Annotated in this window: 20 protein-coding genes; 11 read left to right on the top strand and 9 right to left on the bottom strand. The window is 65.5% G+C overall.

The annotated features are described in order from the left end of the window. Positions 1-64 precede the first annotated feature (64 nt). The 3 genes from hslV (at position 65) to hslU (ending at position 2,623) form a co-directional block, all read left to right on the top strand. A complete protein-coding gene (hslV, locus tag ACFFJ6_RS08600) occupies positions 65-643 on the top strand; it encodes an ATP-dependent protease subunit HslV (RefSeq protein ID WP_378386479.1) in 579 nt (192 codons plus the stop codon). Further along, positions 640-1,251, top strand: coding sequence for a DUF2585 domain-containing protein (locus ACFFJ6_RS08595; RefSeq protein ID WP_378386477.1), 612 nt, complete (start codon positions 640-642; stop codon positions 1,249-1,251). The genes hslV and ACFFJ6_RS08595 overlap by 4 nt, the downstream gene beginning before the upstream one ends. Before the next feature lie 67 nt (positions 1,252-1,318). Continuing rightward, positions 1,319-2,623, top strand: a complete 1,305-nt coding sequence (gene hslU / locus ACFFJ6_RS08590) for an ATP-dependent protease ATPase subunit HslU (RefSeq protein ID WP_378386475.1) — start codon at positions 1,319-1,321, stop codon at positions 2,621-2,623. Positions 2,624-2,973: 350 nt separating this feature from the next. Here the strand turns inward: hslU and ACFFJ6_RS08585 are convergent, their stop codons facing one another. Genes ACFFJ6_RS08585 through ACFFJ6_RS08575 form a run of 3 tightly spaced genes read right to left on the bottom strand, consistent with a single transcriptional unit; the run spans position 2,974 to position 5,787 of the window. Then, positions 2,974-3,564: a Smr/MutS family protein gene (locus tag ACFFJ6_RS08585; protein WP_378386473.1), complete on the bottom strand. Its 591-nt coding sequence runs from the start codon at positions 3,562-3,564 to the stop codon at positions 2,974-2,976. A gap of 5 nt (positions 3,565-3,569) precedes the next feature. Continuing rightward, positions 3,570-5,102, bottom strand: a complete 1,533-nt coding sequence (gene mltA / locus ACFFJ6_RS08580; RefSeq protein ID WP_512700691.1) for a murein transglycosylase A — start codon at positions 5,100-5,102, stop codon at positions 3,570-3,572. Continuing rightward, on the bottom strand, positions 5,080-5,787 hold the full coding sequence (locus ACFFJ6_RS08575; RefSeq protein ID WP_378386471.1) for a Tim44/TimA family putative adaptor protein: 708 nt from the start codon (positions 5,785-5,787) through the stop codon (positions 5,080-5,082). Before ACFFJ6_RS08575 ends, mltA begins: the two co-directional genes overlap by 23 nt. A gap of 439 nt (positions 5,788-6,226) precedes the next feature. On the opposite strand from ACFFJ6_RS08575, the gene secB reads away from it, so the two are divergent. Continuing rightward, positions 6,227-6,697, top strand: a complete 471-nt coding sequence (gene secB, locus ACFFJ6_RS08570) for a protein-export chaperone SecB (protein ID WP_378386468.1) — start codon at positions 6,227-6,229, stop codon at positions 6,695-6,697. Positions 6,698-6,829: 132 nt separating this feature from the next. Here secB and dnaQ read toward each other — a convergent pair whose 3' ends face one another. Genes dnaQ through ACFFJ6_RS08550 form a run of 4 tightly spaced genes read right to left on the bottom strand, consistent with a single transcriptional unit; the run spans position 6,830 to position 9,624 of the window. Further along, positions 6,830-7,525 (bottom strand): DNA polymerase III subunit epsilon, encoded by a 696-nt coding sequence (gene dnaQ, locus ACFFJ6_RS08565; protein WP_378386466.1) that lies wholly within the window; start codon positions 7,523-7,525, stop codon positions 6,830-6,832. A 39-nt stretch (positions 7,526-7,564) separates the two neighbouring features. Then, a complete protein-coding gene (gene coaE / locus ACFFJ6_RS08560) occupies positions 7,565-8,164 on the bottom strand; it encodes a dephospho-CoA kinase (RefSeq protein ID WP_378386464.1) in 600 nt (199 codons plus the stop codon). A 15-nt stretch (positions 8,165-8,179) separates the two neighbouring features. Continuing rightward, positions 8,180-8,788 (bottom strand): Maf family protein, encoded by a 609-nt coding sequence (locus ACFFJ6_RS08555; RefSeq protein ID WP_378386462.1) that lies wholly within the window; start codon positions 8,786-8,788, stop codon positions 8,180-8,182. Continuing rightward, on the bottom strand, positions 8,785-9,624 hold the full coding sequence (locus ACFFJ6_RS08550; RefSeq protein ID WP_378387044.1) for a pyruvate, water dikinase regulatory protein: 840 nt from the start codon (positions 9,622-9,624) through the stop codon (positions 8,785-8,787). Before ACFFJ6_RS08550 ends, ACFFJ6_RS08555 begins: the two co-directional genes overlap by 4 nt. Positions 9,625-10,072: 448 nt before the next feature. On the opposite strand from ACFFJ6_RS08550, the gene hemJ reads away from it, so the two are divergent. The 4 genes from hemJ to mnmG all read left to right on the top strand — a co-directional run bounded on the left by hemJ (position 10,073) and on the right by mnmG (position 15,464). Then, positions 10,073-10,513: a protoporphyrinogen oxidase HemJ gene (gene hemJ, locus ACFFJ6_RS08545; protein WP_378386460.1), complete on the top strand. Its 441-nt coding sequence runs from the start codon at positions 10,073-10,075 to the stop codon at positions 10,511-10,513. A 266-nt stretch (positions 10,514-10,779) separates the two neighbouring features. Beyond that, positions 10,780-12,045: a transcription termination factor Rho gene (gene rho, locus ACFFJ6_RS08540; protein WP_054162154.1), complete on the top strand. Its 1,266-nt coding sequence runs from the start codon at positions 10,780-10,782 to the stop codon at positions 12,043-12,045. A 97-nt stretch (positions 12,046-12,142) separates the two neighbouring features. Next, complete coding sequence (gene mnmE / locus ACFFJ6_RS08535; RefSeq protein ID WP_378386457.1) at positions 12,143-13,456, top strand: tRNA uridine-5-carboxymethylaminomethyl(34) synthesis GTPase MnmE; 1,314 nt, start codon at positions 12,143-12,145, stop codon at positions 13,454-13,456. 130 nt (positions 13,457-13,586) lie between these two features. Next, complete coding sequence (mnmG, locus tag ACFFJ6_RS08530; protein WP_378386455.1) at positions 13,587-15,464, top strand: tRNA uridine-5-carboxymethylaminomethyl(34) synthesis enzyme MnmG; 1,878 nt, start codon at positions 13,587-13,589, stop codon at positions 15,462-15,464. Positions 15,465-15,530: 66 nt separating this feature from the next. On the opposite strand, the gene ACFFJ6_RS08525 is transcribed toward mnmG, so the two are convergent. Next, entirely contained in the window at positions 15,531-15,872 is a 342-nt protein-coding gene (locus ACFFJ6_RS08525) for an MmcQ/YjbR family DNA-binding protein (protein WP_378386453.1), read from the bottom strand. A gap of 121 nt (positions 15,873-15,993) precedes the next feature. Between ACFFJ6_RS08525 and rsmG the strand changes: the two genes are divergently transcribed. The 3 genes from rsmG to ACFFJ6_RS08510 all read left to right on the top strand — a co-directional run bounded on the left by rsmG (position 15,994) and on the right by ACFFJ6_RS08510 (position 18,603). After that, positions 15,994-16,704 carry a 16S rRNA (guanine(527)-N(7))-methyltransferase RsmG gene (gene rsmG / locus ACFFJ6_RS08520; RefSeq protein WP_378386451.1) on the top strand — a complete coding sequence of 237 codons (711 nt, stop codon included), beginning with the start codon at positions 15,994-15,996 and terminating at the stop codon, positions 16,702-16,704. Further along, on the top strand, positions 16,691-17,545 hold the full coding sequence (locus ACFFJ6_RS08515) for a ParA family protein (RefSeq protein ID WP_378386449.1): 855 nt from the start codon (positions 16,691-16,693) through the stop codon (positions 17,543-17,545). The genes rsmG and ACFFJ6_RS08515 overlap by 14 nt, the downstream gene beginning before the upstream one ends. A 167-nt stretch (positions 17,546-17,712) precedes the next feature. Continuing rightward, positions 17,713-18,603, top strand: a complete 891-nt coding sequence (locus ACFFJ6_RS08510; protein ID WP_378386447.1) for a ParB/RepB/Spo0J family partition protein — start codon at positions 17,713-17,715, stop codon at positions 18,601-18,603. Positions 18,604-18,871: 268 nt separating this feature from the next. Here the strand turns inward: ACFFJ6_RS08510 and holA are convergent, their stop codons facing one another. Next, positions 18,872-19,900: a DNA polymerase III subunit delta gene (gene holA, locus ACFFJ6_RS08505; RefSeq protein ID WP_378386445.1), complete on the bottom strand. Its 1,029-nt coding sequence runs from the start codon at positions 19,898-19,900 to the stop codon at positions 18,872-18,874. Between the last annotated feature and the right edge of the window lie 21 nt (positions 19,901-19,921).

Raw genomic sequence — 19,921 nt, 5'->3', positions numbered from 1 at the left:
GGTGGTCCGAAGATTTGCAACCCGGGCCGGTCGTGCCTAGATCAGCGCTCGCGAAAGGTTTCCCATGAACATGTATTCCGCGGCGGGCGAAGGCTCGCAATCCTCGGGCCCGGGCTGGCACGGCACCACCATTCTGACGGTCCGCAAGGGCGGCAAGGTCGTAATCGGCGGCGACGGCCAGGTTTCGATCGGCCAGACCGTGATCAAGGCCAACGCCAAGAAGGTCCGCAAGCTCGGCAAGGGCGAGGTGATCGGGGGCTTCGCCGGCGCCACCGCCGACGCCTTCACGCTGTTCGAGCGGCTCGAGGCCAAGCTCGAGCAATATCCGGGGCAGCTCACCCGCGCCGCCGTCGAGCTCGCCAAAGACTGGCGCACCGACCGCTATCTGCGCCGGCTCGAGGCAATGATGATCGTCGCCGACAAGGACGTCTCGCTGGTGCTGACCGGCACCGGCGACGTGCTGGAGCCCGAGGCGGGCGTGATGGCGATCGGCTCCGGCGGCAATTATGCGCTGGCCGCCGCCCGCGCGCTGATCGACACCGACCAGGACGCCGAGACGATCGTGCGCAAATCGCTCGGCATCGCCGCCGAGATCTGCGTCTACACCAACGGCAATCTGACCATCGAGACGCTGCCCGCATGAGCACGGCCGGGGCTGAGCGGCCGGTGGCGTCCGCGGCCGGCCTGCCGGTCCGCTGGGCGCTGACCGTCGTTGTGGCCCTGCTGGCCGTGCAGGCCGTCGCGCTGTACGCGATGGGGCGGGTGCCGATCTGCACCTGCGGCACCGTCAAGCTCTGGCACGGCGTGGTGCAGAGCTCGGAGAATTCCCAGCACCTCACCGACTGGTACACGTTCTCGCACATCATCCACGGCTTCCTGTTCTACGCCGGCACGTGGCTGCTGCTGCCGCGCTGGTCGTGGGCAACGCGGTTGATCGTGGCGGTGCTGATCGAGGGCGCCTGGGAGCTGACCGAGAATTCCAGCTTCATCATCGAACGCTACCGCGCCGGCACGATCTCGCTCGATTACTACGGCGACAGCATCGTCAACTCGGTCGCCGACACGCTGGCGATGATCGTCGGCTTCGTGCTGGCCTGGCGGCTGCCGATCGTCGCGACCATCTTCATCGCGGTGCTGTTCGAATTGGCGGTCGGGCTGCACATCCGCGACAACCTGACGCTCAACGTCATCATGCTGATCCATCCGTTCGACGCCATCCGGCAGTGGCAGGCGGGACCGCCCATCATCTGACTGTTTGCATCTGACCGCTTGCATCTCACCGCTTGCTCCTCACTCCGACCGACCCTACGTAGGCCCCATGACCGACTTCTCCCCCCGCGAAATCGTCTCCGAACTCGACCGCTTCATCGTCGGCCAGGCCGATGCCAAGCGCGCCGTCGCCATCGCGCTGCGCAACCGCTGGCGGCGGCTGCAGCTCGAAGGGTCCTTGCGCGAAGAAGTGCTGCCGAAGAACATCCTGATGATCGGCCCGACCGGCGTCGGCAAGACCGAGATCGCGCGGCGGCTCGCCAAGCTCGCCGGCGCCCCGTTCCTCAAGGTCGAGGCCACCAAGTTCACCGAGGTCGGCTATGTCGGCCGCGACGTCGAACAGATCATCCGCGACCTCGTCGAAGTCGCGATCGCGCAGGTGCGCGAGAAGAAGCGCAAGGACGTCCAGGCGCGCGCGCAGATCGCCGCCGAGGAGCGCGTACTCGATGCGCTGGTCGGGCCCGGATCGAGCCCGGCAACGCGCGATTCCTTCCGTCGCAAGCTGCGCGCCGGCGAACTCAACGACAAGGAAATCGAGGTCGAGACCCAGGCCGGCGGCAGCGGTTCGCCGATGTTCGAGATTCCCGGCATGCCCGGCGCCCAGATCGGCGCAATCTCGCTCGGCGACATTTTCGGCAAGATGGGCGGCCGCACCAAGACGCGGCGGCTGACGGTCGCCGACTCGCACGAGATCCTGGTCAACGAAGAGGCTGACAAGCTGCTCGACAACGATCAGCTGGTGCAGGAGGCAATCAGCGCGGTCGAGAACAACGGCATCGTGTTTCTCGACGAGATCGACAAGATCTGCGTGCGCGACGGCCGCAGCGGCGGTGAGGTGTCGCGCGAGGGCGTGCAGCGCGACCTGCTGCCGCTGATCGAGGGCACCACCGTGTCGACCAAGCACGGCGCGGTGAAGACCGAGCACATCCTGTTCATCGCGTCCGGCGCCTTCCACATCGCCAAGCCGTCCGACCTGCTACCCGAACTGCAAGGCCGCCTGCCGATCCGCGTCGAACTCAACGCGCTGTCGCGCGACGACATGCGCCGCATCCTGACCGAGCCGGAGGCGTCGCTGCTGAAGCAGTATGTGGCGCTGATGCAGACCGAAGGCGTGACGCTGGAATTCGGTGACGACGCCATCGACGCGCTCGCCGACGTCGCGGTGGCGGTCAACTCCACGGTCGAGAACATCGGCGCGCGGCGCCTGCAGACGGTGATGGAGCGCGTCCTCGACGAGATCTCCTTCGTGGCCCCCGACCGCGGCGGCGAAACCATCCGGATCGACGCCGCCTACGTCCAGAAGAACGTCGGCGATTTGGCGAAGAACACGGATCTGAGCCGGTTTATTCTGTAAGCAGGCGTCGAGCGCTTAGTTAGGAATTCGGACTGACGAAGGCGCGAGGTAGAGCGCCTTCCCCGAATACAAGCGCCATGCGCTTTCGAAGATGATGGATTGCCGGGTCAAGCCCGGCAATGACGGACGTGGTCGACGTGGTGCTATGCGCGCCAGCTGACAACGGTTTAGCGACAACCTTACTTCACCCTCCGACATCATCGCCCGGCTTGACCGGGCGACCCAGTATTCCAGAGCCTCTACGGCGAAGTAACAGCCGCTTGGGGATACTGGATCACCCGCTTTCGCGGGTGATGACGGTCAGGGTTGTTACTTCGCGAAGTTAAAGAGGCGACCAGGGCGTCAACGCACTACCCGCGCGCACGTCGCACCCGCACATACAGGGCGCCTTCGCCGCCGTGGCCGATTGCAGCTTCGTCGAAGCCGACCACGTAGGCGCGGAATTCCGGCAGGCTCAACCAGTGCGGCACCTGACGGCGCAGCACGCCGCGTTCGGGATCGCCGCCGAGCCGCGCGCCCTTGCCGGTAATCACCAGCACGAACGACAGCCCGTCGTGACTCGCGCGCTGCAGGAAACGCAGTAGCGCGTGATGGGCGCGCGCCTGGGTCATGCCGTGCAGGTCGATCCGCGCGTCGATATCCTTGCGGCCGCGCGACAGATGCGACCGCTCGCGGCGGCCGAGGCTCGCCAGCGGCGGCGGACTCATCGGCGTCGCGAGTTTCACCGAGCGCTTGACCGGCTGCGGTGACGGCGCCGGCGCGGGCGGTTTCGTGGCGGCGTCAGGGGGCGAGACGACCAGCTCGATCCGGGTCAGCCGCGGACGGCCGCGCAGCGGTTTGACCTGCTTGGCGACGCTGTCCCACAACGCGCGCTCGTCCTCGCTGAGGTGGCGTTTGCGACGCGGGGCGGGCGGATCGAGCGGGGGAATGACACGCTTCATCGCGGTCAGTGTACGTGGCGATGATGGTGGCGCCAGTGATGGCGACGATATTTCCGCTTCACCACGGCAGGGCCGGTGTCCGGCCGAGCCTGTGGGGTCGGCACCGCCTGCGCGGCTGCGCTGGTGGTGTCGTCGGGCTTGGACGCCTGCTTTGATGCGGCCGTGTCCTTGGCTGGCGCCTGCGGAAATTGCTTGGCGATCTTCGCCGACGGCCGCGGCTCGGGCAGCGGCATGGTACGACCACGCGCCAGCGGGTCGAGGCTGTTGGGCAGCAGCATCACGAACCGGATGGGATGCCGCATCCGGCCGGCGACCGCGCCCGCTTCCGCACCGGCGCCGAAATACAAATCGGCCCGCGCCGGCCCGACGATCGCCGAGCCGGTGTCTTGCGCCACCATCAGGCGGCGAAACTCCGTCCTGGCATCGACCGCCGCCACCGGCAGTTCGCCGGTGATGAAGAACGGCGTGCCGTAGACATGCAGCGCCTTGTCGACCGCGATCGAACGGCCCGGGGTCAGCGGCACGCCCTGCGCGCCGATCGCCTCGTCGTCGTCCTTGAGCTTGACCTCGCGGAAGAACACGTAGGAACGGTTGGCGCGGCGCAGCTCCTTGGCCCCGTCCGGATTGGCATCCATCCATTCGCGGATGCGTTGCATCGACATCTGCTCCTTGGGGATGATGCCGCGGTCGATCAGGATGCGGCCGACCGGCGTGTAGGGATAGCCGTTATGGGCATCGTAGTTGATGCGGATGAAGCTGCCGTCCTCCAGCTTCACGCGCGCCGAACCCTGGATCTGTGAGAACAACAAATCGGTCTGGCTCTTCAGCCAGCAGATCTCCAGCCCGCGCCCGGCGACCGCGCCGTCCTCGATCTCGGCCCGGTCGTAGTAAGGCACCAGCTTGCGACGGCCGATCTTGCGATACACCGGCCCGCCATTCGGCAGACTGGCGGTCTGGCTGTAGCCGCGCACGAACAGGTTCGACGGGCGCCGATACACCGGCACGTTATAGACGTCGGTCTGTACCCGGGAGCCTTCGACCACGGGCTCGTAGTAGCCGGTGACGAAGCCGGCATCCTCGCCGACCCGCGAGATCTGCAGCGGCACGAAGTGACGTTCGAAGAAGTGGCGAGCCTGTTCGGCGCTGGTGACATCGGCGGCGCGCGCCGCGCGGCACGGCTCGGTCAGCGACGCGCCGAGCGGCTTGCCATCTGCGCCGGGTTGAGGCCGCGCCAGAATCGGCCGGCAGCTGGCTCGGAACGTCTTGAAGGCGGCGAGATGATCGTCGGCGTCCCAGCCGGTGATCTGGTCCCAGCTCACCGGCGCGTACTGACCACCAGGAATCTCGATCGGCCAGACTGGTGTGACGTGCCGCTTGTGCGCTGCGTGATGATGCTTCGAGCCATGGTGGCGGGGCGCGGCCTCCGCCGATGCTCCCATCGCGACGGGAGTCGTCAGCAGCAAGGCGGCGGCGGCAACGCCGCGCGCCCAGGCGGCGCCCGATGCGCCGCGCGCCTCACTGACCGGCGCCGGTGCCAACCAGCTTCCAGTTCGGATCGCGCGAGCTGACGTCGCGGGCGAAAGTCCAGACGTCGGTGATGTCCGCCACCTTGTCGGGCGTGCCGTCGACGACCGCACCGGCCTTGTCGCGGGTGACCGAGATCATCTGCGACACGAACTTCACGGTGATCTGCGCGGTGTGATCACGCACCTCGGCGCTGATCAGCTCGGCCTTCTCGATCGCGACGAAACGGGTCTCGGTCTTCAGCTCGTTCTTCTCGCGCTCCTTGATGGCGGCGTCGAAGCTGTCATAGACCTCGCTCGACAGCAGGTCTTTCAGGGCGCGGCGATCGCCATTGGCGAACGCCATCACGATCATCTCGTAGGCGCTCTTGGCGCCGGTGAGGAAGTGGTTGGCGTCGAACGACGAGTCCTGGATCACCACGGCGTTGAGGCCGTGGGCCAGCGGCGAATCCGGCTCGGCGATGCCCTTCCAGCGATCCGACGGCGGCACGACATCGGCGCTCGGCGCACTCGGCACCGGGTCGATTACCGTACCGGGCATCGGCACCACGCTGCCGTCCTGCTTGCCGGACAGCACGTCCCGCGCCGCCGCACGATCGAACGGCGGCCGCTCGTTGCCGGTCTTTTGACCCAGCACATTGCGCAGACGCAGGAAAATGAACACCGCAAGCGCAAGAAAGATGATGGTGTAGATATCCACGTCGCTTCACTTTCTCATCGGCGCCGGCCGGGCGCGCTTGCGCCGGCGACCGGGGCCCAGAATCACGATGGGCCGGCCCTCAGATGTAGTGAGGAACTTGGCCCGTCCAATGGCGCGTTTTGGCACAGCCGGGCCGGTTGGCAAATGCCTCCCCGCCGCGTCCAGGCGTCGATCCGGCCGAATGTAAGCCCTTCGTCGCAGCGGGGAAACCGCATCATTGTAAGAAAGTTCATCGCGCCAGTGATTTAGGCAGGTCCGGACGCCGTATCGCGGATTTGGGTCGTGCGGGCCGGCGTGGCGCCGGCGGTTGCCGCTTCGGTCGACCTTGTGGACGGCGGCGGGCCTATGATAGCCACTCGCCGACACTTTCACCCCGCCTCTTCGCGTGAATGCCGCCGCCCCGGCCGCACCTTCCCGCGCTCGCCCAGGAGAGATTTCGATGACCAACGGCAACGGCGCTCCCCCGGAGGGCGCTCCTCCGCAGCTCAACGTGCTGGCGCAGTACACCAAGGACCTGTCGTTCGAGAACCCGAACGCGCCGGCCTCGCTGGCGCCGCAGCAGAACCAGCCGGCAATCAACATCCAGATCAATGTCGGCGCCAACAAGCTCGCCGACACCGAATATGAAGTGACGCTGTCGATCGAAGGCAAGGCCGAGTCTGGCAGCAACCTGATGTTCAGCTTCGAGCTGGCCTATGCGGGCGTGTTCCGGATCGTCAACATTCCGGAAGAAAACCTGCATCCGCTGATCATGATCGAATGCCCGCGGCTGCTGTTTCCGTTCGCCCGCGAGATTATCGCATCTGCGGTGCGCGACGGCGGCTTCCCGCCCCTGATGCTCGATCCGGTCGACTTCGTCGGCCTCTATCGCCAGAATCTCGAGCGCGCTCAGCAGGGCCAGCCGAGCTGATTTCGGCTCCAGCGCACATCTGGATCGACGTCATGGCCGGGCTCGTCCCGGCCATTTTCGTTGGAGGCGTCGTTGCTTGATGGATGGGCCGGACCAGCCCCGGCCATGACGGCGAGGGCGCGTCCGCGTCGCTCAGGCGCCGGCCGTATACTCGTTCCAGATCGCCTTCTCGCCCATCAGTGCAATGAAGGCGCGGTGGGCTTCGAGGTCGGCATCGCTGACGCGCGGTGTCAGCGCGATCGGCCGCTGCCGGCGCGGCGTGTCGCCACCCACGCCGCCGCGCTCCGAGGGGACTTCGGCCAGAATCAGCTGCGACTGCCGGGCGCCGATCAGGTCGATATAGACCTCGGCCAACAGCTCGGCGTCGAGCAACGCGCCATGCTTGGTCCGGCGCGAATTGTCGATGGCGTAGCGCGAACACAGATCGTCGAGCCGGTTCGACACGCCCGGATGCTTGCGCCGCGCCAGCAGCAGCGTATCGACCAGCCGCTCGCGCGGGATCGCGATCCGCGACAGCCGCGCCAGCTCGGCATTGATGAAGCCGATGTCGAACGAGGCGTTGTGGATCACCAGCGGCGCGTCGCCGATGAATTCGATGAACTCGTCGGCGATCTCGGCGAACAGCGGCTTGTCGGCGAGAAACTCGGTCGACAGGCCGTGCACCGCGAAGGCCTCGGCCGGCATGTCCCGCTCGGGATTGATATATTGATGATAGACCTGCCCGGTCGGCATCCGGTTGAAGATCTCGACACAGCCGATCTCAACCAGCCGATCGCCGCGCAGCGGATCGAGGCCGGTGGTTTCGGTATCGAGGACGATCTCACGCATCGGATGCCGGACAGTTCGATGGGAATGGATGCCGGCGAATCAGGGCCGGCGACGCGGCATTTTAGCAGTCGCGGCGAGGATTTCCTGGATCCGCGCCCGCACCGGGTCGAGCCCGTGCGAGGTATCCACCACGAAATCGGCGCGCTTGCGCTTTTCGGCATCCGGCATCTGCCGGGCCAGGATGGCGTCGAGTTTTTCCGGCGTCATGTTCTCGCGCGCCAGGATCCGCTCGCGCTGCACGGTCGGCGAGGTGGTGACCACCACCACGGCATCGACGCGTTTCTCGCCGCCGGTTTCGAACAACAGCGGCACATCCACCACCGCGACCGCGGCGCCGGAGGATTCGGCGTCATCGAGAAAGGTCTGGTGATGCGAGCGTAGCATCGGATGGACGATCTGCTCGAGCCGCTTCATCGCCGCGGCGTCGTGCACGACCTTGGCGGACAGCAGCGCGCGGTCGACCTTGCCGTTGACCACGGTGCCGGGAAACGTCGCCTCGATGGCGGGCACCGCCTCGCCTTCGTAGATTTTATGCACAGTGGCGTCGGCGTCGTAGACCGGCACGCCGGCCTCTTCGAACAGCTTGGCGGTGGTCGATTTCCCCATTCCGATCGACCCGGTCAGCCCAAGCACCAGCATGCTTCGCCCGCTCCCCTAAAACGTCAGCAATTTCTGGCTACGCAGAAATGCCAGCAGAGGCAACAGCGGCAGGCCCAGAATGGTGAAGTGATCACCGTGGATGCCGTCGAACAGATGCACACCCAGACCCTCGACCTGATAGCCACCGACGCTGGAGGTGGCGTTGTCGCCAGCCTGATCCAGATAGGCCGAGATCTCGTCGTCGGTCAGCGGCCGCATCGTCATCCGTGCGATCGCAACGTCGGAGAACAGCACCAGTCCGTTGCGCACCAGCGCGATCGCCGAATGCAGTTCGTGGCGGCGGCCGGCGAGTTCGCGCAGTTGTTTGGCGGCTTCGGCGCGATCCGCCGGCTTGTTGAAACCGCGGGCGCCGAGCGCCAGCGTTTGATCGGCGCCGAGCACGAGGCGGCCGGGATGACGATTTGAGACGAAGGCGGCTTTCTCGCGCGCCAGCAGGCCGGCGATCTCACCTGGCGCCGAGAGGCCCGACGCCTTGGCGATGCCGCGCTCGTCGATATCGGCGGGAATCGCATCGAACGGAATGCCCGCGTTGCCCAGCAAGGTCTGGCGCGCACGGCTCTGCGACGCCAGCACCAGCGGATGCGGCCCGAGCCACAGCGTCATTCCGAAACCCTCTGGCGCTGCCGGTCGGCGAGCAGCTTCATAATCGCCGCGGCGGTTTCCTCGATCGAACGGCGCGTGACGTCGAGCAGCGCCCAGCCATATTTGGCGCTGAGCTTGCGGGCCAGCAGCACTTCGTCGGTCACCGCCTGTTTGTCGATATAGGAGTCGTTGCCGGCGCCGGCGCCGAGACTGAGCAACCGGTTCTGCCGGACCTGGATCAAGCGTTCGGGCGATGCGTGCAGGCTGACCACCAGCGGCTTCTTCAAGGTCTCGAGCTGATGTGGAATCGGAATGCCGGCGACCAGCGGCACGTTGGCGGTGCGGATGCCGCGATTCGCCAGATAGATCGAGGTCGGCGTCTTCGAGGTCCGGGAAACCCCGACCAGCACCACGTCAGCCTCTTCCAGGCCTTCGACGTGCTGACCGTCATCATGCATCATCGAATAGTTCAGCGCGTCGATGCGCTGGAAATATTCGGCGTTGAGGGTGTGCTGGGCACCGACGCGGCCGGTGGTCGAGGCGCCCAGATAGGCTTCGAACAACTGCATCACCGGGCCGATGATCGACAGGCTCGGGCTGTTGATCTCCTGGCACTTGGCTTCGAGCCGGTTGACCAGCTCGCTTTCCAGCAAGGTGAACAGCACGATGCCGGGCGATTCCTCGATCTCCTGCAGCACGCGATCCAGCTGCTTCTGGCTTCGCACCAGCGGATAGACATGCTCGACCGGGGTGACATTGGCGTATTGCGCCGCGACCGCGCGGGACACCGTGATCAGAGTCTCGCCGGTCGAATCCGACACCAGGTGAAGGTGAAAATAGCTGCCGTCGGTCAGCATCATGACCCTGTGTATCCTGTGAACAGCGGGGCGAAAGCCGCCGGATTGCGGCGCCGCGGCCGACGCGGGCGGGATAACCCGGCGTTTTCTTCACAGGCCTCGGGTGAGGAAAGTGTCTCGGGATGAAGCCGAGGTTAACGGGTGAATGTGGATTTGTCTCTTGATAATGCGACAGGCGAGCGGCCCAAACAGCCGACGCCACAAGGCCCGGCGAGCTTTGGACAGCCATCGCCAGGAACTGTGCAAATGTGAATCATGCACGAACAAGCCGGGACATCTTCTGTGCCGGCGCTATCCCCTGTCACTACGACTCAAACCCTAAGAATCTATAAATATTGTTTAGAGGGGTGGAGCTTGCGGAAAACTCCGTCATCGCGCATTCGAGTAACGCGTGGTGAGGACGGCGAGTTCCGGTCCGGCACGCGAATTCCACGTGGTGGGCGCCCGCATGTTCGACTGGTCCGATGTCTATCTCTGGGTGAAGGCGCTGCACGTGATCGCTGTGATCTCGTGGATGGCCGGGATGCTCTACATGCCCCGCCTGTTCGTCTATCACTGCTCGGCCGAAGTCGGATCGGTGCAGTCCGAGACCTTCAAGGTGATGGAGCGCCGGCTGTATCGCGCCATCATGAACCCGGCCATGATGGTCGCGTGGGTGGCGGGTCTGGTGATCGCCTGGGAGCAGGGCTATTTCACCGTCGGCTGGTTCCACGCCAAGCTGGCCGCCGTCGTGCTGATGACCGTGATCCACGTGATGCTGGGCCGCTACGTGCGCGATTTCGCCGCAGACCGGAACACGCGATCGCATAAATTCTATCGTATCATCAATGAGGTACCGACGCTGTTGATGATCGGGGCGGTGATCTTCGTGGTGGTGAAGCCGTTCTGATGCCGCAAAATCGGGCGGCTCGGCGAGATTCAACGCCTTGCGAAGCACCCGGCGATTTTCTATAGTTCGTTTGTCCCACCTAAGCAGGCGAATGTGGTTGCGATCCGGTTGTGTTTTGAACCGGCCGCCGCATCGGGTTTGAAGCCTCTTCGCACCTTCCTTGCTCAAGACGTCGTCGACCTGAAGACCTGCGGACCCCCCGTATTTCCAGTCGCCGCTCTTCCGCTGACGAATCTCCCCTCTTGCTTTTCCACAGGACTATCCCAATGCGGGAAATGAAACTTCAGGACCTCAAGGCCAAGACACCGGCCGAGCTCGTCTCGTTTGCGGAGGAGCTGGGGGTCGAGAACGCCAGCACGATGCGCAAGCAGGAGCTGATGTTCGCCTGCCTCAAGCAGCTTTCGGCGAAAGAGACCGACATCATCGGCGAAGGCGTCGTCGAGGTTTTGTCCGACGGCTTCGGCTTTTTGCGCTCGCCCGATGCGAACTATCTGCCTGGCCCGGACGATATTTACGTCTCGCCCTCGCAGATCCGCCGCTTCGGCCTGCGCACCGGCGACACCATCGAGGGCCATATCCGCAGCCCGAAGGAAGGCGAACGCTACTTCGCGCTGCTCAAGGTCAATACGCTGAACTTCGAGGATCCCGAGAAGTCCAAGCACAAGGTCAATTTTGACAATCTGACGCCGCTGTTTCCGGACGAGCGCTTCCGGCTCGAGATCGACGATCCGACCCGCAAGGATCTGTCGGCCCGTGTCATCGACATCGTGGCGCCGATCGGCAAGGGCCAGCGCGCCCTGATCGTCGCGCCGCCGCGCACCGGCAAGACCGTGCTGATGCAGAACATCGCACACTCAATTACCGCTAATCATCCCGAGTGCTATCTGATCGTGCTGCTGATCGACGAGCGGCCCGAAGAAGTCACCGACATGCAGCGCTCGGTGAAGGGCGAGGTCGTGTCCTCGACCTTCGACGAACCGGCGGTGCGCCATGTTCAGGTCGCAGAGATGGTGATCGAAAAGGCCAAGCGCCTGGTCGAACACGGCCGCGACGTCGTCATCCTGCTCGACTCGATTACCCGCCTCGGCCGCGCCTACAACACCGTCGTGCCGTCCTCCGGCAAGGTGCTGACCGGCGGTGTCGACGCCAACGCCCTGCAGCGGCCGAAGCGGTTCTTCGGCGCCGCGCGCAACATCGAAGAGGGTGGCTCACTCACCATCATCGCCACCGCGCTGGTCGATACCGGCTCGCGCATGGACGAAGTGATCTTCGAAGAGTTCAAGGGCACGGGTAACAGCGAACTGATTCTCGACCGCAAGGTCTCCGACAAGCGCACCTTCCCGGCCATCGACATCTCGCGTTCCGGCACCCGCAAGGAAGAGCTGATTACCGATCCGCAGGTGTTGAAGAAGATGTACGTGCTGCGCCGCATCCTCAACCCGATGGGGACGATGGACGCGATCGACTTCCTGCTCGACAAGCTGCGCAACACCAAGAGCAATGCCGAGTTCTTCGAGTCGATGAATACCTGATCGGCGTCGAGACTGATCGGATCGAAAAGGGCGCCCCGACCGGGCGCCCTTTTTGTTTGGCCGTTGCGCCGGACGACGGGTCCCGGCAAGACAGGGCATGCATCCGAACGATCAGACCATCTTCGCGCTCGCGACCGGGCTGTTGCCGTCGGCGATCGCGATCGTGCGGCTGTCAGGCTCGCGCGCCGGCGAGGTCGTGACCGCGCTCATTGGCGAATTGCCGCCGCCGCGGCTGGCGCGCCGCGCGACGATTCGCGATCGCGTCGGGGAGCCGATCGACGATGCGGTGGTGCTGTGGTTTCCGGCATCGGCCAGCGCGACCGGCGAGGACGTCGCCGAATTTCACATTCACGGTGGCCGGGCGGTTTTGGCGGCACTGACGGCGGCGCTTTCTTCGTTCGAAGATGTCCGGTCGGCCGAACCGGGCGAGTTCACCCGGCGCGCGTTCGAGAACGGTAAGCTCGATCTGACGGAAGCTGAGGGGCTCGACGACCTGATCCATGCCGACACCGAGATGCAGCGCCGCCAGGCGATGCGGCAGCTCGGCGGCCTGCTTGGCGATCGCGCGCGTCGGTGGCGCGCGCAGATCATCGAGGCGGCCGCGCTGATCGAAGCCGGGATCGACTTCTCCGACGAAGGTGACGTGCAGGGTGACCTGATGGCGCCGGCGCTGCGCACCATCGCGCAACTGCACGCCGAGATCAGCGATGTTCTGGCGCAGCAGGGTCGCGGCGAGCGGCTGCGCGATGGTCTGGTAGTCGCGATCGCCGGCGCGCCGAACGTCGGCAAATCGACGTTGCTGAACAGGCTCGCCCGCCGCGAGGTGGCGATCGTCTCGCCTTACGCCGGGACGACCCGCGACGTGATCGAGGTGCATCTCGATCTCGGCGGCTATCCGGTGACGCTGATTGACACGGCGGGCATCCGCGACAGCGATGATCCGGTCGAGCAGGAAGGGATCCGGCGGGCGCGAGCTCGCGCGACGGATGCAGATCTGGTGCTGTGGCTGGACGACGGTCGTGACGAAGCTGCGGCGCTGGCGAACGGGACGATTTGGCGGATTCGGACGAAGGCGGACTTGGCAGGTGCCGGTGCGAGCGAACAAAACGCAAGGTTCGCGATCTCGGCGGAAACTGGGGAGGGGATTGGGCCGCTCATTGCTGCAGTGCAGCAATTTTCCGCTGGGTATTTTGGCGCCGCGGAGGCGAGTCTGATCACGCGGCAGCGCCATCGTGCCATGTTGCAGGATGCTGTGGTTATGTTGCAATGCAGCATAGAGCCAGGGCTTGAACCGGAGCTGGTCGCGGAGGAACTGCGGTTAGCGGCGCGGACGATGGGGCGCCTGCTCGGACGGGTGGATGTCGAGGATGTGCTCGGCGAGATATTCGGCCGGTTCTGCATCGGTAAGTAGTGCGCTGCTGAGTAGAGGTCGTAGCCTCTGCCGTGCCTGGCACCGCGAATGTTTCACGTGAAACATCTCCGGACGGACCACTCGGCAATACCGCTTCAAAGCCGCCGGGTTGTGCGCTAGAAGCCGCGCCATGTGGACAACTTTTGATGTGATCGTCATTGGCGGAGGTCATGCCGGCTGCGAGGCCGCGGCCGCAGCCGCGCGCACTGGCGCCCGCACCGCGCTGGTGACCCACCGCTTCGCGACCGTCGGGGCGATGTCGTGCAATCCGGCGATCGGCGGATTGGGTAAAGGCCACCTTGTCCGCGAAGTCGATGCGCTCGACGGCCTGATGGGACGGGTGGCCGATGCTGGCGGGATCCAGTTTCGGATGTTGAACCGCCGCAAGGGGCCGGCGGTCCGGGGGCCTCGCACCCAGGCCGACCGCAAGCTCTATGCCGCCGCGATGCAGGCCGCGATCCGGGCGATTGCAAACCTCGAGGTCGTCGAAGGCGAAGCGGATGCGCTGCTGTCCGCGGATGGCCGTGTCACCGGAGTCCGTCTGGCCGATGGCCGGGAGCTGGCGACCGGCGCGCTGGTCATCACCACGGGTACCTTTCTCCGTGGCCTGATCCATCTCGGCGAGCAGAGCTGGCCGGCCGGCCGGATCGACGAAGCGCCGGCGCTCGGTCTGTCGGCCTCCTTCGAGGCGCTGGGTTTCAAGCTCGGCCGGCTCAAGACCGGCACGCCGCCGCGGCTCGACGGCCGGACGATCGATTGGGGCGCGGTCGAGATGCAGCCGGGCGACGATCCGCTCGAACCGTTCTCGGTGCTGACCTCGGCGATCACCACGCCCCAGATCGAATGCGGCATCACCCGGACGATGCCGGCCACCCATGAGGTGATCCGCGCCAATGTGCATCGCTCGCCGATGTATTCCGGGCAGATCCAGTCGACCGGCCCGCGCTATTGCCCGTCGATCGAGGACAAGATCGTCAAGTTCGGCGATCGCGACGGACACCAGATCTTCCTGGAGCCGGAAGGTCTCGAAGATCCGACCGTCTATCCCAACGGGATCTCGACGTCGCTGCCCGAAGAGGTGCAGCGCGCGATCCTGACCACGATTCCGGGTCTGGAGCGGACCGTGATGATCCGTCCCGGCTATGCGATCGAATACGACCATGTCGATCCGCGCGAGCTGGAGCCGACGCTGCAGACCAAGCGGCTGCGCGGGCTGTTTCTGGCCGGCCAGATCAACGGCACAACCGGCTATGAAGAAGCCGCCGCCCAGGGGCTGGTCGCCGGCCTGAATGCGGCGCTGCTCGCGGGAGGCGGCGAACTCGCGGTGTTCGACCGGGCCGACGGCTATCTCGGGGTGATGATCGACGATCTGGTGACCCGCGGCATTACCGAGCCGTACCGGATGTTTACCTCGCGGGCCGAATATCGCCTGACGCTGCGCGCCGACAATGCCGATCAGCGCCTGACCGACCGCGGCCTGGCGCTCGGCTGCGTCGGGACCGACCGGGCGGCGTTTCACCGGACCAAGATGGCGGCGCTGGCGGAAGCCAAGGCGTTGGCGCGGTCGCTGTCGATTACGCCGAACGAAGCCGCCCGGCATGGTCTGGCGCTCAATCGCGACGGTCAACGGCGCTCGGCGTTCGATCTGCTGTCCTATCCGGAGATCGGATGGGATCAGGTGCGTGCGATTTGGCCGGAACTGGGCGCTGTTCCGCCCATGATCGCCACCCATGTCGAGATCGACGCTAAATACGATGTGTATCTGGAGCGGCAGAAGGCGGACGTCGAAGCTTTCCGCCGCGACGAAAGCCTGTCGCTGGTCGAGATCGACTATGCGGAGGTGCCGGGCCTTTCGAACGAGGCGCGGACCCGATTGGAGCGGCATCGGCCACATACGGTGGGGCAGGCGGGTCGTCTAGACGGGATCACGCCCGCCGCGCTCGGCATTCTGGCTGCCTATATCCGCCGGGAAGCCCGGAAGCGTCGCTCATCCGCGGCATCATCCTAGCTTGTTTCACGTGAAACGTTGGCGGAACCCGTCTTGTTTCACGTGAAACACGCTCCGAGCCGAGAGTCATACCGCCTTCGGCTTCCGACGGGCCTTTGGTCTCGGCCGGGCGTGCTGCCACGCGAGTTCCAGCGCCGCCTTGAGGTCGTCGTCCGTCATGGCTGCGAGAACGCCGACCGTCCACCCTTGCGCGCCCCAGGCGTTGGCGACCGGCGAAAAAGCTGACGGCAGAAGCGTGCACTTCAGGGCCTGCTCGTCCGGCGTGAAACGGAAATTTGCCGACAGACCGTCCGCCGCCAGGGTCACATAGGTCCGGGCCACCTTGAAGGCCATTCGATCGAAGTGCGGTGCCTCGGTCGTGCCGTCCAATTGCAAAGCCAGCCGGCGCAATGTTCGGCCGTTCGTCATCCGGGCCCCTCTCAACTGTTGCGATTGCGCCGCCCGCGGCGCCAAAGGGCGTGGCCGGAATCGCTCATGAGGCTTATATGAGAGTGACGCGGAGCCGCCGCGCACGCAACTCAGCAAAGCCATGGCGAAAAGCCCTCCTTCTTCCCTCTCGGCCGCAACGGTCGATCTGGCGGCCGACAAGGCTGCCGCTCTGGCGCTCACTCCTGTTTCACGTGAAACAGAGGCGCGCCTCGATGCCTATCTGGACCTGTTGCAGCAGTGGCAGGCCAAAACCAACCTCGTCGCTGCCTCGACATTGCCTCAGCTCTGGACCCGGCATGTCGCCGACTCGCTCCAGCTCGTCAGCCTTGCGCCGGATGTTCGCCGATGGCTCGACTTCGGGAGTGGCGGCGGTTTTCCGGGTATCGTGCTGGCTTGCGCCATGGCTGAGGTCGGCGGTCATGTTACCCTGGTCGAGCGCATCGCCAAGAAGGCGGCATTTCTGCGCGAAGCGCTGCGTGTGACCGGGTCTCCGGGCACAGTCATCCTCGCGGACATCGGGGATAATGTGGATAGGTTTCCCCAGCGGCTCGATTGCATCACCGCGCGCGCGGTGGCTCCTCTAAACCAGCTTATCGGTTTCGCCGAACCTCTGATGGGCCCCGGGACGCGAGCGCTGTTCTTGAAGGGCCAAGATGTAGAGGCGGAATTGACGGAAGCCACCAAGTATTGGAAGATCGAGCCGCGTTTGCACGCAAGTCTGACAGGCGGTCAGGGTTGGGTGGTCGATCTCGATCGGATCGACCGACAGAATCTCACCGCCAGCAGAGAACCCGCGCATGACCGTCATTGATGAGATTTTTCAAGGGGATAGGGCCGTGACCGAGCCCGGACGTCCGCGCATTATCGCGCTCGCCAATCAGAAGGGCGGGGTGGGGAAAACCACCACCGCGATCAATCTCGGCACTGCGCTGGCCGCGATCGGCGAGCGCGTGCTGATCGTCGATCTCGATCCGCAAGGCAACGCCTCGACCGGCCTCGGCATCGACCGCCGCGACCGCAACACCTCGACCTATGACGTGCTGGCCGGCGAGGCGCCGCTGCGCGACGCGGTGGTGGCGACCGCGGTGCCGCGGCTGCACATTGCCGCCTCGACCATGGACCTGTCCGGCCTCGAACTCGAGCTTGGCCATTCGCGCGACCGCGCCTTCCGGCTGCGCGATGCGATCGGGATGCTCAACAAGGATATCGATCCGCCGCTGGACTATACCTACGTGCTGATCGACTGCCCGCCGTCGCTCAACCTGCTCACCGTCAACGCGATGGCGGCGGCGGACGCGATCCTGGTGCCGCTGCAGTGCGAGTTCTTCGCGCTCGAAGGTCTGTCGCAGCTGCTGCAGACCGTCGAGCAGGTGCGCTCGACGCTCAACCCGGATCTGACCATCCACGGCATCGTGCTGACGATGTTCGACAGCCGCAACAATCTGTCGAGCCAGGTGGTCGCCGACGTTCGTCAGTTCATGGGCAAGAAGGTCTACGACACCATGATCCCGCGCAACGTCCGGATCTCCGAAGCGCCGAGCTACGGCAAGCCGGTGCTGGTCTACGATCTGAAGTGCGTCGGCAGCGAAGCTTATTTGAAGCTCGCCACCGAAGTGATCCAGCGCGAGCGCGAACTCCGCACGACGCATTGAGGCGATGCCCGGTCGGGCGGTCGTTCGTCATTGCGAGCGAAGCGAAGCAATCCAGCTCCGCTCGCGAGGCATCTGGATTGCTTCGTCGCTTCGCTCCTCGCAATGACGACGGGGTTATCAACATCAAGTAATCGCGGAGTAACGACGTGAATCCAAGGGAGCTGGCGATGGCCGACGAGCACCGTTCGCGACTGGGGCGCGGGCTGGCGAGTCTGATCGGAGATGTCGGCGGCGAGGCCGCGCATGTCGAGCGGCCGCGCGGTCAGCGCAAGGTGCCGATCGAATTCATCAAGGCCAACCCGCGCAACCCGCGGCGCACCTTCACCGACGCCGAACTCAGCGAGTTGTCGGATTCGATCAAGCAGCACGGCGTGATCCAGCCGATCGTGGTGCGGCCCGTGAAGGGCGCGAACGATCGCTTCGAGATCATCGCCGGCGAGCGGCGCTGGCGCGCCGCGCAGCGCGCCGGTCTGCACGAAGTGCCGATCGTGCCGGTCGAGGTGTCGGACGCGCTCGCGCTCGAAATCGCGATCGTCGAGAACGTGCAGCGCGAGGACCTCAACCCGCTCGAAGAGGCGCTCGGCTATCACGCGCTCGCCAACGACTTCAAGCGCAGCCAGGACGAGATCGCCAAGATCGTCGGCAAGAGCCGCAGCCATGTCGCCAACATGATGCGGCTGACCAAGCTGCCCGAGGACGTCCAGGCGCTGATCGCCGCCGGAGATCTCAGCATGGGCCATGCCCGCGCGCTGATCGGCGTGCCGGATCCGTCGGCCGTAGCCAAGCGCATCGTCGCCGAAGGCCTCAACGTCCGGCAGACCGAAGCTCTCGCGCATGAGGAGGGCGTTCCCGAGCGCAAGCCGCAGAGGCCGCGCGCGGCCGCGAGTGCAAAGGCGCCGAAGGACACCGACACCTTGGCGCTCGAAAAGCGGATCAGCGACGCGCTCGGCATGAAGCTGACGATCGACGATCACGACGGCGCCGGCACGGTCCAGATCCGCTACGCCGATCTCGACCAGCTCGACGACATCATCCGCCGGCTCGAGGCGGGCGGTTAGTCGTCATTTGTTTGGGCTCTTGCTCAGTCGTCGCGTTCGTCATTCCGGGGCGCTTGCGTAGCAAGCGAACCCGGAATCCATAACCCCTACCGTCAATAGTTTATCGTTCAATGCCGTGCGCTCTCACGAATGCCGGGCGTATGGATTCCGGGTTCGCCGCTAAGCGGCGCCCCGGAATGACGAACGAGAGGTTTATCGTGTCGCGAGGCAAGCGTGGGCTTGCCGTGCTCAGCGGCACCGTACGGTTGATACCAACGACTGATACCAACTAACTCCGTCGACGCGCGCTCACCGCGATCGATAGCAGCGTGCGCTGGGCGATGGCGGCGCCGAGGGTGGCCTGGCGGCGTGTATCGAGCGCGGCGACCGCGAGTTGTTCGATGACCTGCGCGAGCCGGGCCGGGGAGAGATTGCGCAGCGCGGTCTCGGCTGCAGCCTTGCGCGAGAAGTGCAGGCGCGGAAAGCCGCTGTCGAGCGCCGTTGCGGCGGGCGTGCCGCCTTCGACCGTCAGGCTGGTCTTGTGCAGGAACGCCGCGTGGCGCTGCGCCGCCAGGATGATCTGGCCCGGATAGGTGCCGGCCACCATCGCCTTGGCGAATTCGCTCTCGACGATCTGCGGCTTGCCCGAGAACGCCGCGTCGACGATGACGTCGAGCTTGAGGTCGGATGCGTCCGACACACACGCCATCACGTCGTCGAGCGTGATCTCGCCTTGCCCGTGAGCGTAGAGCGTCAGCTTGCGAACTTCGTTGCGCGAGGCCTGGCGGTCGCCGCCGAGCAGCGTCATCAGCACCGCGCGGGCGTCGCGACCGATCTGCAGATTCGAGGCGCGGAGTTCGTCGTCGATCAGCTTGGCGAGGTCGGCCTCGGCGTCCGGGTAGCAGCCGATCGCCACCGCGCTCGGCGCTTTCTCGCAGGCCTTGCGCAGCGCGTTGTCGGGCTTGATGTCGCCGGCCTCGATGACGATGCGGCATTCTTTCGGCGGCGACGCCGCCAGCGCTTCGACGCCGGCAACGAAGCTGCGCGAGCCGGCGCGGACACGGATCGCGCGGCGGCCGCCGAACATCGGGATCGCCAGCGCCTCGTCGACCAGCCGCGACGGTTCGGCAGCGAGCTCGTCGCCGTCCAGCCGCACCAGGGCAAACGGATCTTTCGGATCGTCGAGCGCGGAGGCGATCAGCGCATCGGCGCGTTCACGCACCAGGCCGGCGTCCGGACCATACAGCAGGATGATCGGCCGTCCCGCATCCGGACGGCTGAGAAAAGCGGTGGCGTCTCGTCCGCGCAGCGCGACCATGGCGCGATCAACCCGACGCAG

Origin of the sequence: Rhodopseudomonas telluris (assembly GCF_042432815.1) — a bacterium.
Taxonomy (GTDB): domain Bacteria; phylum Pseudomonadota; class Alphaproteobacteria; order Rhizobiales; family Xanthobacteraceae; genus Rhodopseudomonas; species Rhodopseudomonas telluris.
This window is presented reverse-complemented; position numbering and strand designations above follow the sequence as displayed.